Source organism: Microscilla marina ATCC 23134 (genome assembly GCF_000169175.1).
Classification (GTDB): domain Bacteria; phylum Bacteroidota; class Bacteroidia; order Cytophagales; family Microscillaceae; genus Microscilla; species Microscilla marina.
On sequence record NZ_AAWS01000019.1, the window covers coordinates 31,588 to 44,871 of the forward strand.

The window sequence follows — 13,284 nt, forward strand, 5'->3', positions numbered from 1 at the left end:
GAAAAGCTTAAAAGTATCGTGATAACCAAGTAGTTTTTGCTGGAGCTTGCCACTGGCTATTCAATTCTCCCACATTGTTTACTAGATTATTAAATATGGTGGTATCTGCTTTAATCACTCCTTCATTTACTTGTTGCTTCAAACTTTTTACTGGGGTAGTTTTTACTGTATCTCCCTCAAGATAAGCTACCTCAGTGCGTACAAATAAGCTTAGGTTATAATGTTTTTCAAGTTCTTGCACAAAACGAACTGAAGCATCTATAGAGCAGCCACTTGCCTGATTATGATTTTCGTCTACAGCAAGTACTACAAATCGGTCAGGAAATACTTTCGCTGATGCTTTCAGGTCTTTAGAGTGTACCGTCCATTGGTTTACAAATGTTTTGAGGTGTTGTTCCATCTCAGCTTTTTCGCTGTCAGTCAAAGCACGATCTGCCTGATATACCCAAACACGGGCATGATCGGGCATTTCTTTAAAAGGTGTATACATTTTTCTTGGATTTTTCTTTGATAGGCAAGATAATTTAGCTTTTGGCAACAAACAATTAAGAGGGCTTTTTTTTAGTGCTTGGCAAGCCTTGACTGGTTGGGCAATTTTTTGTGAATTGATTGTGTTTCCTGCTTTTGCCAACCAATTATTTATTAGGTAGGGGTCAATGATAAAGCTTTGGCTATCAAAATTGACATATAATAAATAGTTGGGCGCTATTGGCGAATGTACTACCTTTTCTGTTTATACTTTAAAGCCCATAATTAAAATATCGTCTCGCTGGGTAGTATCCTTCATGTAGGTATGAAGGTAGTCATCCAGGTATTGTTTTTGGGTTTTTAATGGTAAGTGTACTAGCGAGCTTAATAGGGTCAAAAAATTACTTGTTCCCAGGCTTTGTCGGTGGTCATTATTTTGATCTTTATAGCCATCACTTCCCAAATACACCATATCCCCTTTTTCCAGGTGTACGTGTTGGTTTACAAATGGAATATGTTTACGTTGTTGACCTCCAATATACCTCGATGTTCCTTTGAGTACTGTTACTTCGCTGGTGCGTGGTTTAGCATAGTATAAGGGTACCTTGGCGCTTGCAAAAACAAACTGTTGGAGAGGAGCTGATGCATCAGTAGCAACGACAATGGCATCCATGCCCTGGTTATTGCCTGTATCTTCTTGTTTGAGTGATTTTACTATGTCCTGGTGTAGCCTCTCAAGTATTTTGGCAGGGTTGGTTATTTTCTCAAGCAGAATAATCTTATCAAGCAGAGTTTTGCCTATCAAAGTCATAAACGCTCCTTGTACTCCATGTCCGGTACAATCAGCTAACACCAATATAATTTCTTCATTGACTTTGTTTACCCAATAAAAGTCTCCTGATACAATGTCTTTGGGCTTGTATAACAGAAAAAAGTGTTCAAAGCAGGCAGCTAAATCTTCTTCTTGTGGCAACATGGCTTGTTGAATATTTTCAGCGGCGGTGATACTTTGGGTAATTTGTTGATTTTTAAACTCTATTTCTTGGGTGCGTTGTTTTACCTCTTCTTCCAACACTATATTGTGTGCTTTCATTGCTTGTGCTGCCGCCTCTTGTGCTTCTTCTTTTTCACGGCGATGACAGCTGATATGTTCTGCCAATGCCAATGAAAACATAAGCACTTCACTTATTACTCCTATCTCAATCAGATGAAATGCTTCTATGTCTAAAGAAATAATGTCAGCAAGATGCAGTGCAGCTAAAAATAGGGTACTCAGTAAACCCAGCCAACCCAATAGGTAGTATTTGGCGAGGTAATATTTAGGTAAAATAATGAGACTGATAACAGGTAAAAAGAGGGTGGTGAAAACTATGGCGGCTAAATTAAATGTTAAAATAAGTGATGGGTTAACAACGCCCACCACAAGCGCTATTAAAAACATATACAAAACTCCTGAAATGATTTTGTCTATCAAGGGAGCGTATTGTTTCGTTTTTAGAAAGTGCCTGGCAAAAAGCATCATAAAAATAAAGGTCAAGAGGTTGGCTATAGTATTGTAATTGTTGAGTTCAGGGTGGTTTGGCCACAAAAATTCTTCGGCATGCCCTGAAAGCATTGCTGTATATGAGGTAATGCTTAATATGTACAGTATATAATATAGATAGGACTTATCTTTTACCTTGACGTATATAAACAAGTTATAAAAAAACATAATGCATAGAATACCCAAAAAAGCACCCAGGATATTATCTTCTCGGTGGCTTTTGGCAAGAAATAAATGGGGCTTTCCCACTGCTAAATGAATCATGAGCGCTCTTGGAGATTGGCAGCGTATATAAAAAGTGTGTGGGGTATTGTTTGGCAGGTTTATCTCAAATAATACCCGTGGCACTTTGACCATTTGTTCCTTAAAACTTTTTCTTTTATTTCTCTGATAGTTACCATTGGGCAAAGGGTGAAAAAAAGTGAGGTCTAATAATACACTTTCACGTATTTCAAGCAAATATTTACCTTTGGTTCCTTGTAGTGTAAACCGAAGCCATACTGTTCCATTTCTTCCAAAAATAGGCGAGTTTCCTATTTTCGGGGTAAACCTGGCTTGTAGTTGATTAGTAATTATTTGTTGGAGGGTTAGTTGATCACTATCATCTTTCAAAAAATAGATATAAGGAGTAAGGTCGGTTACTTGATGAGAAGAGTCCAGTGATAAAACTGGTTGAGCTGATAATGTACCCCATACAGAGCAAAAAAACATAGCCAAACAAAAACGCATGAAGTAGATTTTTTAAGTATTAAAGGATAGTTTTTTTTAGGGTGATTTGCTGTAATTCTTACGTGTTATAGTTGCAAAAGTTAGAAGCAAGTCAATTATTTATTTCTAATACTTAAGGTACAATATAGCCTACCTTGCAAAGCCTGTTGTTTCCAAGCTTTGTTTATACTTTAAAGCCCATAATTAAAATATCGTCTCGCTGGGTAGTATCCTTCATGTAGGTATGAAGGTAGTCATCCAGGTATTGTTTTTGGGTTTTTAATGGCAAGTGTACTACTGAGCTTAATAAAGTCAAAAAATTACTCGTTCCCAGGCTTTGTCGGTGGTCATTATTTTGATCTTTATAGCCATCACTTCCCATGTACATCATATCACCTTTTTCCAGGTGTATGTGTTGGTTTACAAACGGCGTTTGTTTGCGTTGTTTACCCCCAATATACCTCGATGTTCCTTTGAGTATTGTTACTTCACCAGTACGTGGTTTGGCATAGTATAAGGGTACCTTAGCGCTTGCAAAAACAAATTGTTGGAGAGGGGTTGCCGTATCGGTGGCAATAACAATGGCATCCATACCCTGATCATTTCCTGTGTCTTCTTGTTTGAGCGATTTTACTATGTCTTGGTGCAGTCTCTCAAGTATTTTGGCAGGGTTGGTTATTTTCTCAAGCAGAATAATTTTATCAAGCAGGGTTTTACCTATCAAGGTCATAAACGCCCCTTGTACCCCATGCCCCGTACAGTCGGCCACTACCAATATGATTTCTTCATTGACTTTGTTCACCCAGTAAAAGTCTCCTGAGACAATGGCTTTGGGCTTGTATAATAGAAAAAAGTGTTCAAAGCAAGCGGCTAAATCTTCTTCTTGTGGCAACATGGCTTGTTGAATATTTTCAGCGGCGGTGATACTTTGGGTAATTTGTTGATTTTTAAAGTCTATTTCTTTGGTGCGTTGTTTTACCTCTTCTTCCAATACTATATTGTGTATTTTCATTGTTTGTGTTGCCGCCTCTTGTGCTTCTTCTTTTTCACGGCGATCATGGTTGATACGTTCTATCAACGCGAACGAAAACATAAGTGCTTCGTTTATAACTCCTATTTGAATAAGTTGGAGGGGGGCAATGCTTAAAAAAATAACCTCAAGAGAGTTTAACACTCCTATCAATACACTGCCTAACAAGCCTCCCCAACCTAGCAAATAATATTTAGCTAATGGGTACTTAGGCAAAATAACAAGCCCTAGCACAGGTAATAATATGGTCACAACAACTGTGGTGGCCAAAACAAGGTTGAGTGCAGCCGATGGATTAAAAAAACCTATGGTGAGCGTAAGCAGCAAGAAATATACCCCCCCGGAAATAACTTTGTCCATCAAGGGAGCATATTTCTTTATTTTTAGAAAATGTCTGGCAAAAAGTAATGCGAAGCTCATGGTCAAGGTGTTAGTGATAAAACTATAGTGGTTAAATTCAGGGTGATTTGGCCACAGAAACTCCTCAGCATAACCTGTACGTATTGATATATGTATAGTAAAGCTCGTTACATATAGTATATAATACAAGTGTGATTTGTCTCTTACCTTGAGATATATAAACAAGTTATAAAAAAACATGATGAACATCACCCCAAAAAAAGCACCCTCGAAGTTGTTTTTTTTGTGGTTTTTGCTGAGAAAAGCATAGGTGCTTCCCACAAGCAAAGGAATCGTAAGGGTTTGCCGAGACTGGCAGCGTATATAAAAAGTGTGTGGGGCATTGTCTGGCAGGTTTATCTCAAATAATGCGCGTGGTACCTTAATCTTTTGCTCTTTAAAGCTACTTCTTTTGTTTTTCTTGTAGTTGCCGTTGGGCAGAGGGTGAAAAAACACCATACCTAATAGTGCATTTTGAGGTAGTTCAAGCAAGTATTTGCCTTTAGCACCCTTTAATGTAAATCGCAGCCATACTACTCCGTTTCTCCCATAATTAGGTGATTTGCTTGTTTTAGGGGCAAACCTGGACTGAAACTTATTGGTGACTACCTCTTGCAATGTGAGCTGCTGGCTGTCATCTTTCAAAAAATAAATATAGGGGGTAAGACTGGTTACCTGGTGGGGGGAGTGCAGCGATAAAACCGATAAACCAGTCTGAGCTGATAATGTGCCCCATAGAGAGCCAAAAAATATAACCAAACAAAAACGCATGGGTTGGATATTTTAAAGGATGACTTGCTGTAATTCAATAGTTACAAAAATTAAAACAAGTTTAAATTTTATGAATAGCATCTGGTATACTTGTGTAAGAAATATAAGCATTGTTTTTTTAATAAAACAAGCAAAAGATATTTTCATTTAATTTTACTGAAAAAGAAGATACCCTTTGCTATGCTTTTAAATCAAAAAAAATGCAATAGCCGAGACAAACAACTTACCAACTAATTTGAAGCATTTTAATAGAGGCGATTTGTTAGCCAAAAAGACTTCCCATATTACTAATGCTTTGTCTTTTTTTGGGAGTATCATTATTATTGCTATTATTACCATTATTTTTAGTCACTTGGTTATTTTGCTGTTTTTTGTTTGTTTCAGGTAGTTTGTATATCCTAAGTCTTTTTAGTACCGTGGAGCCTCGCACATGTTTCTCATACTCATTTACATCCAAAAAAATCAAGGTATGATGGGCGAGAGTCTTTTTTTTCTTAAAACTCCTGGCATGATTTTGCCCTACCTGTACCAATGCTGGCGAGGATAAGGAGTTAATATTATTTTGCATGTGATATTCCCTCATAGCCGTTATTTTTTCTATTTGTTGCGCTGGTTCCAGTTTTTCGAACACTTCCTTCTTGAGTACCTTTTGGTAGACCTCTGGTTGATCCTTCTGCAAAATATTTGTGAAATAAGGCATAAGTTGTTGCAGCAATTCCTGTACTTGTATCAACTCTTCATTCTTTACATTTTTTGGTGTTGCCAATAAGTTTTTCAATTTATCACTTATCTCAGAGAACCCGTTAATCTGGTTATTCTTACAGAAAAGTGTCAGTTTAGGCAGTGATTCCTTTGCACTGTCTAAAAGGGTTATAGAGTGTTGAATCATCTTATCAATTTCCTGATTTCCTGGACGTTTCTTATATTCTTCTATATTATCTAATATCTCTGGGTTCCAACCAAGTTTATCGTTGGTCAAATAAGGTGTAAGTTGAAGTATGTCAAGTAAAGTTCGGGGTACCCCCATTATGTCAGAAATAGCCTGGACAATACTGTTTTCGATAGCCGCCTTCTCGTTGGGAGAAAGCTCATATTGTGAATTCTTGTGTTTATCATGACCTTCACTGGCTTTGGTAAACTCTTTTATACCAGTCCAGGGGTTGGCCTTTTTATCAAAGCTAGATTTTATGTGGTTTTCTCCAATAATATATATATTGTCTTCTAATACCTCCACTGTTTTGTCGTCTTTGTTGTCATTGAGGGACATAACCGTTTGGAAGTCGATCATAAAAAAACGTTTTTTGTTCTCCATTAATAGCCCTATATGTGGGTTCAACTCCTGCTTGTGTTGATCGTAATATTCTTTGTCAAGCGTTTGTTTATTTGTTATAATCACCCTTTGTACTGGAGCCTTATTTCCGCTTGGGGTGCTTTTTTGTGGCAGGGGCAAAGTTCCCCCCTGAGGGAGCTTCATCTGTAGGGCTTTATCTCCTATCTTATCTGCCTCTTGCTCTAGCTGAGGGTCATCATTGATCGAGGTGCCCCCCTTCATTTGCAGGGTTGGCTTTACCCGCCCTTGTTTTTGTTGTCCAATATGGGCGAGCTCGTGCCCCAGGTGGCGTTCTTTGCCGGGTGCCAGGTGTACCTCGTTGCCTTGGGCATAAGCTTCGGCCTTGAGTTGGGTGGGTTTATCAGAGTTGTAGTGCACTTGAGTATCGGTGACATCTACCCCCATCAGCTGGCTTACGTTCTGTTTGAGCTGGGTTTCGGTAGAGCTACTCTGGGTAGTACCTTTCTCAGCCCTTTGAATGGGGCGCTGCTTGGCTTTGATGGGGCCCAGCTTGCCCTGCTTGCTTGGGATGGGGCCCCCTAGTTTGCTTTGTTTGCTCTGAATCGGGGGTTGTTGCCCTGTGCGCGAAGGTATAGGTTGGTAAGGCGACGAAGTTTTAATTGATTGGGGTTTCCCCAAAGTTTTTTTGGTTTTGAGCTGGGTGATATGCCCATTGTCCGATTCATTGGCAGACTTGTGTCCAGGTTGTTGCATTGTCATAATGATAAGAATATTGGTGGTTGCTCAAACTTCCAAAAATACAAGCATTGCATAGCTATTGGAGGCGTTACTATAGAGACATACCTGCGCACAATTAGGCAACAAAAATAGTTAAGTTTCTCATTTATAGTACTTTATGTTGTTTTGTTTAGCGCATCTTTTCTAAGGTGTTACCAATGGTACACGAGGGCGTTCAATGTATGTTCTAAAATTTGATCTGGGTATTTGGTAGCAGATTGTTTACCTTCTCTTTTTCTTTGCCAGTCAAAAAATTACCTTGCAGCGATAAATATTTCAACTGAGCAAGCGATGCAATACTTTTGGGTATTGTTCGAATATAGTTATGGCTTAATGTGAGTGTTTTCAGCTTGGTGAGGGCACCTATGTTTTCCGGCAAATGACTAATTTTATTAAAGCTCATGTCCAGCCAGCATAGTTGATGTAACTCAAATGCTTGAGAGGGGATTTGTTGAAGTCCATTACCTACCAATGTAAGTGCCTTAAGCTTTGAAGCGTATTTTATAGCATTAGGCAGTCCTTTTAATCGATTAAAATTGAGGTATAAATATTCCAGGTTGTGCATATTCCCTATTTCGGTGGGCAATGCTTCCAGTTCATTAAAAGCCAAAATCAAAGCCTTGGCATGAACACACTGAGTCACAGCTAAAGGCAATTTTTTAAGCTTTGAAGAACACATTTGCACAGTAATAATAGGGGTAAGTGATGGTTTATTACGTTGTAAATGACTGACTTTAGAGGTTGGGTTGGGCTTTTCTGGTAACTCAACAGAAGCACCTCTATGTCTGAGTTGCTTCAAAGTTGCTGACTCATTGTGAGTAGAACTATTGCTAAGTGAGTATGCAATGTTTTTAGGGTATATTGGCTGTTTCATGACTTTAGTTGTAGTTATTAATTTATTCAGGCAATGTTTCTGTATTATATCAGGGGAAAAGCAGGTATTTACAAACGAATGCCTACCACCAAAATATCATCTCGTTGCTCTTCGCCTTGCCGGTGCTCATCCAGCAGTTGTTCCAACGCATACTTTTGCTTGAGCATTTGGTACTTACAAATGCGCTCTAATAAGTATTGCAAACACTCTTGACCAAGCTTTTGCCTTTGGGGATTGTTTTGATCAGTGTAGCCATCGCTGCACATATACAGCGCGCTTTGGGCTGGCAAGTACAAAGTTTGGTTGGCATAAGATATGTTTTGACGCTGCCACCCCCCAATAGACTTAGGTGTTCCCCGCAACTCTCTTATTTTCCCACAATTACTATTGGTGTAATAAAGTGGGCGTTTTCCTCCCGCAAAAGTGACCTTGGTTTGTTCTTCAGGTTGTTTTTCCAGTTTGCATAAAGCGATGTCCATGCCGCTTCTATCCTTGCTTTTTTCTTGTTGTAATACCCGGTAGACCTCACTATGCAGCGTATCCAGTGCCTGTGCCGGATTGTGTATGCCATTGATCCTAATGATTTGATCGAGCAATGCACAGCCCATCATACTCATAAAAGCACCTGGTATGCCATGACCCGTACAGTCTGCTACTGCTATAAATATGGCATCATCTATTGGCTCAATCCAGTAAAAATCTCCACTTACTACATCTTTGGGGCGATAAAGGGTAAAATAATCGGTAAACAAAGGGTGAATGCGTTCGGCAAATGGCAGCACAGCCTGCTGTATTTTACGGGCTGCCCTTAAGCTTTGAGATATTTTAAGGTGACTTGATTTAAGTACCTCATTTTGTAATTCGATCAAATCTCTTTGGGCAACTATTTCATCTTGTTGCTGTATCAGTTCTTTGTTTTTAATTTCGATAAAGCTTTTTTGCTGTGCTATTTTAGCAGTTCTTAGTTGTACTTTGTGTTCCAATCGATTACGTTGTCTGATTACCCGCCAGCTATAACTTTTGACGCTTGCCATGAACAGCAACATTAGCAATAAACCATAGCCAGCATAGGCATTGCCAGTGCGATACCAAGGGGACAATACCTCGAAGCAAAACAAGGTTTCTTGCCCTACATCTCCATGAATATTTTTACTTCTCACCCTAAATTCATAGTTTCCTTCGGGCAAGTTGGTGTATTCTTTCTGGGTGGTTTTGCTCCAGGCAGACCACCCCTTGTCGAAACCCCTGAGCTGGTACTGGTATTCGTTTTGCTCAGCATAAGCATAAAATAAGGCAGCAAAACTAAAGCGAATGTTGTTGGTATTGTACGAAAGCACAGCTGGTTGCTCTATGGTATTGCCCCCAGCCAAAATAAGCGAATCTTGTTGCCCTATGAGTTCTACTTTGTGGAGTTTGGTCTGAAACTTTTGATGGACTGGTTGAGGTATGGTAGGGTCATAATGCGCAATGCCCCCCTCAATAGTAAACATCACCTCCTGGTTGTTTAAAATATGTATATCGTCGTTGTAATTCCTTAGCCTTCCCCTCAGTGCGGTAAATGGTTTATGATGCAATGTGTAAGAACCATCAGGTTGTTTTTGCAACAACACAATTTGTATAAAAGATTGGGCAACCTGGTCATGCTCAGTTATCTGGCAATACACATTGCCCAGCGAGTCTTGTTCTGCCCATAGTACCCGTTTATTTTTTCCCAAAAGCTTGTTCCAGTTTTTTTTAGGTTCAAATCTGTTTGTGGCTTTATTAAAAACATAAAAACCATCACTGGTTCCAATCAATACCTGCGTTTGACTGAGTTGTAAAACCTTGTTGTGCTTGCTTGAGGGCAACCCATGTGCGGTTGTGTATAGTGTACAACTTACAATGCTGTCTAAAGAATCATTGAGCTGAAGGCGATACACCCCGTCTTGGTATAAACGCCCTATCCACAAGGTGTTCGATGAGGGAGCATACGTCATATACCTTACTTTTTCGCTAAACCCCTTGATAAAGTGGGAGTACTTTAAGCCTTGTGACGTTTTTTTGAACAATGCCACTCCTTGATTGGTACCTGCCAGCACCAGGTTTTGGTAAGAGAGTAACCGCCAGGTATTATAGTTAAATGGACCTAATTTGCGTTCCTGGTCAGGAGTAATACCTAGTATCCCATGGTTGTATGTATTGATCAATTCCTGGTTGCTAGACAGGATATCCCACATCTGAAAGTTTTTCAAGCCTTTACTCGCTTTGCTAAACTTTTGATTGAGATGCCTGGAGGTTTTCCATTGGGTTTGTAACAGCCCTTTAGAAGTCGCCAGGTAAAGTTTGTTTTGATGCAGTGTTACATTGTGCACTTTACTGTGAATGTGGTGGCTTTTTCCAAAATAAGAGATAGAAGAGTAAGGGTGGACTTGACTAAGACCTATATTCAGCGCAGCCCAAAGGTTTCCCTGGTTATCAGAAGCCATGGCAAATACCCGGTTGTTTTGTAGCCCGTTGCCCTGGTGCAGGTGCTGAATAATACGCCCACTTGTATCGATCACAACCAACCCCTTATTTCGTGTACCCAATACCAAGTGTCTTGAATTGAGCCTGGTATAAGAATACAGTTCACTTTTTTGGATAAATGTATCCAGATAAGTACCCCAATGGTATACTTCAAATAATTTTTTAGGAGTATAATAAAAAGTTTTTCCGCCTGCCATGCCAATCAAGCGATTGCCCAACATAAACATCACCCGTAACCTGGTTTTGTCGAACAAGTTGCCTCCTGGCATCAGTACAAGTTGGCCTTGTTGCAGCATAAAAAGCCCGATGCCCACTACTTGTATATAGTATTGCTGTTGTAGATAAAAACTGGATGAAAACTGATTTTTGGGTGGTTTTATCACTTTCATTTGGTTATTCTTCCAGATACACAAATAGTTACGCCCTTGAAAAATAACGCCTTGGGTAGTAACGTGTACTTGCCAAAACGCTTGTTTTTTGCAGGATGGGGGGATTTGATCTTGTAGGGAAACAAAACGAGTTTGTCCCAAAGTATCTTTCTGCAGGTAGCCTATATCTCTGCCACATACATAGATGGTACCTTGGCTATCTTTGGCAAAATCCTTGACCCTGCCTCCATTGATAAACTGTATCAAGCGCCAGTGTACCCCATCAAACTCAAGGATACCACTATTATTGCCAAAATACATCACTCCTTGGTTATCTTGCGTAACCGCCCAGTTTTGGGTATATGCCTGGTATTCGCCCACCGTATAATTTCTAATATAAGGTATTCCTTTGCTTTTAATTTTTTGTGCTACAATTGCTGGAGAAAAACTTAACAATAAAAAAAATAGAATAGCGGTTATTGGGTTCATTTGCTTAACTAATTTTTGCCTGATGAAGTAATTGTATGTAAGCCAACCATACAGAAAAAGTTTTGTGGTGTGAGGAGTTATTGTAGCCACAAGTTTGCAGCTACCCTGTAAGTAGTTGTGAACTTTATAATGAATTTACTTTCAGTTGTGTATAAAATGAAGGTTTACTCATAAGTCTCTGCTGGTGATGTCAGTGCTAAAATCAAAGCCAGATTCCTTCTCTAGATGCTTAATATATTGTTTATAGTATACCTCATCACGTGGTATATCTTTGTCAGTGATGTCGGTGCTAAAATCAAAGCCAGACTGAACTTCCTGCCTCTTTAGAGTTAGATGCTGCCCTTTAAACTTTAGATCCATATCTTTGAATACTTGCGGTAAGGCGACCATTTCTTCAAAGTTTTCAAAGTAATGATTTACCATATACCCTTTAGCCAACGCTTGCTCAAAACCTCCCAAGTGCTTTTCTATATTCTGGGCATGAATGCTTCCCATTAATGCTATAGAGGGCTTTGCTCCAAATCGTTGGATGTTTTCGAGCATGTACAATTCTCGGTAATGGTTTGCTTGTTGTAATTTGTCCTTTTTTTGTAAGGCCTTTTTTGCATACCCAGGGTTGTTTTTTTGCATGACATAGGTACTGAGCTGCTGGAGTATTTTATATTTAAGCTTTTTATCAACTTTTGTAGAGCCTAGTATTTCCCCTTGCCTGATCCGTTTTTTTTCGTCCGATAGGCTTAAAACTTTTGTTATAGTTTGAGTGAGTGCTATAGCCTCCTGCAGTGCATTTAAATATTGGCTTTGAGTACTATCAATAGCGGTTGATTGTACGTTGGTGTTCATCTCAGGTGAGGTTGCCGTAGGATACTTGAGTAAATAATCTTTTAAAATATTTAGGTTTTTAAGAAAGCTTTCTGATGTAAAAAGCCCTTTGATATATTTATCAATGGGTTTATGTCCCTCTGAAGGTAATGTGAGTAATATCATGGCATGATCTACTATTTTGTCAAAAGTATGTGGAACAAAAGACGCCCTGGCGATGGTGTTTTCCAGTGGGGGTTGCCCCTGGTTACTCTTGTCAAACTTAGGGTCGCTGTGATGGGGAGCGTGGTGCTCGTAGAGCAAAGGAACTGTATTTTTGAAGTGTTGAGTAATTTTTGATTGGGGCGATTCTGTATGTGTTTCTCCAATCAGGTAATAATAGTCGGGACGTAATAATAGAATATGGTTGTTTGTTGGTTCATCGTTGAGTTGTTGTAAGCTTGTATTGCACACAAATGTACGCCTATCCAAAAGTAGCTCTATTGTATGACTGTCTAACAAGTATTTATTTATTACCTCTGTGCCATGTTTCTTTCCATCCTTGGTTTTGACCACCCTTTGCACTGGAGCGTTATTTCCGCTTGGGGTACGTGTTTGTGGCAGGGGCAAAGTCTCCCCTTGTTGGGGCTTCATCTGTAGAGCCTTGTCTCCAATCTTATCTGCTTCCTGCTCCAGTTGAGGGTCGTCGTTGATCGAGGTGCCTCCCTTCATCTGCAGGGTAGGCTTTACCCGCCCTTGCTTTTGCTGCCCAATGTGGGCGAGCTCGTGCCCCAGGTGACGTTCTTTGCCAGGTGCCAGGTGTACCTCGTTGCCTTGGGCGAATGCTTCGGCTTTGAGTTGGGTGGGTTTGTCAGAGTTGTAGTGCACCTGGGTATCGGTCACGTCTACCCCCATGAGCTGGCTTACGTTGTGTTTGAGCTGGGTTTCGGTAGAGCTACCCTGGCTAGAGGGTTTACCCTTCTCAGCCCTTTGAATGGGGCGTTGCTTGGCTTTGATGGGGCCCAGCTTGCCCTGCTTGCTTGGGATGGGGCCCCCTAGTTTGCTTTGTTTGCTCTGAATCGGGGGTTGTTGCCCTGTGCGCGAAGGTATAGGTTGGTAAGGCGACGAAGTTTTAATTGATTGGGGCTTCCCCAAAGTTTTTTGGGTCTTGAGTTGGGTGGGGTTGCCATTGTCCGATTCATTGGCAGACTTGTGTCCAGATTGTTGCATTGTCATAATTAGTAGAATTTGATGGTTGTG

The 13,284-nt window shown here is 40.0% G+C and carries 7 protein-coding genes; all 7 read right to left on the reverse strand.

All coding sequences use genetic code 11. The annotated features are described in order from the left end of the window. Positions 1–7: 7 nt before the first annotated feature. The 7 genes from M23134_RS18355 to M23134_RS38430 all read right to left on the reverse strand — a co-directional run bounded on the left by M23134_RS18355 (position 8) and on the right by M23134_RS38430 (position 13,260). Positions 8–490: a hypothetical protein gene (locus tag M23134_RS18355; RefSeq protein ID WP_045113837.1), complete on the reverse strand. Its 483-nt coding sequence runs from the start codon at positions 488–490 to the stop codon at positions 8–10. Between the two features lie 243 nt (positions 491–733). Then, positions 734–2,740 (reverse strand): 7TM diverse intracellular signaling domain-containing protein, encoded by a 2,007-nt coding sequence (locus M23134_RS18360; protein WP_002698582.1) that lies wholly within the window; start codon positions 2,738–2,740, stop codon positions 734–736. A 163-nt stretch (positions 2,741–2,903) separates the two neighbouring features. Then, a complete protein-coding gene (locus M23134_RS18365; RefSeq protein ID WP_002698584.1) occupies positions 2,904–4,919 on the reverse strand; it encodes a 7TM diverse intracellular signaling domain-containing protein in 2,016 nt (671 codons plus the stop codon). A gap of 262 nt (positions 4,920–5,181) precedes the next feature. Further along, complete coding sequence (locus M23134_RS39915; protein WP_085986339.1) at positions 5,182–6,969, reverse strand: eCIS core domain-containing protein; 1,788 nt, start codon at positions 6,967–6,969, stop codon at positions 5,182–5,184. Between the two features lie 205 nt (positions 6,970–7,174). Continuing rightward, positions 7,175–7,861, reverse strand: coding sequence for a leucine-rich repeat domain-containing protein (locus M23134_RS18375; protein WP_002698587.1), 687 nt, complete (start codon positions 7,859–7,861; stop codon positions 7,175–7,177). Positions 7,862–7,929: 68 nt separating this feature from the next. Then, the gene (locus M23134_RS18380; RefSeq protein ID WP_045113838.1) at positions 7,930–11,223 is read right to left on the reverse strand and encodes a SpoIIE family protein phosphatase; all 3,294 of its coding nucleotides are present in this window, start codon (positions 11,221–11,223) and stop codon (positions 7,930–7,932) included. Positions 11,224–11,391: 168 nt separating this feature from the next. Beyond that, positions 11,392–13,260 carry an eCIS core domain-containing protein gene (locus tag M23134_RS38430; RefSeq protein ID WP_198145044.1) on the reverse strand — a complete coding sequence of 623 codons (1,869 nt, stop codon included), beginning with the start codon at positions 13,258–13,260 and terminating at the stop codon, positions 11,392–11,394. Between the last annotated feature and the right edge of the window lie 24 nt (positions 13,261–13,284).

Excerpts from the sequence above, each read along its gene's own strand:
- M23134_RS18355 (WP_045113837.1), bottom strand. The coding sequence starts at position 490 with ATGTATACACCTTTTAAAGAAATGCCCGATCATGCCCGTGTTTGGGTA.
- M23134_RS18360 (WP_002698582.1), bottom strand. The coding sequence starts at position 2,740 with ATGCGTTTTTGTTTGGCTATGTTTTTTTGCTCTGTATGGGGTACATTA.
- M23134_RS18365 (WP_002698584.1), bottom strand. The coding sequence starts at position 4,919 with ATGCGTTTTTGTTTGGTTATATTTTTTGGCTCTCTATGGGGCACATTA.
- M23134_RS39915 (WP_085986339.1), bottom strand. The coding sequence starts at position 6,969 with ATGACAATGCAACAACCTGGACACAAGTCTGCCAATGAATCGGACAAT.
- M23134_RS18375 (WP_002698587.1), bottom strand. The coding sequence starts at position 7,861 with ATGAAACAGCCAATATACCCTAAAAACATTGCATACTCACTTAGCAAT.
- M23134_RS18380 (WP_045113838.1), bottom strand. The coding sequence starts at position 11,223 with ATGAACCCAATAACCGCTATTCTATTTTTTTTATTGTTAAGTTTTTCT.
- M23134_RS38430 (WP_198145044.1), bottom strand. The coding sequence starts at position 13,260 with ATGACAATGCAACAATCTGGACACAAGTCTGCCAATGAATCGGACAAT.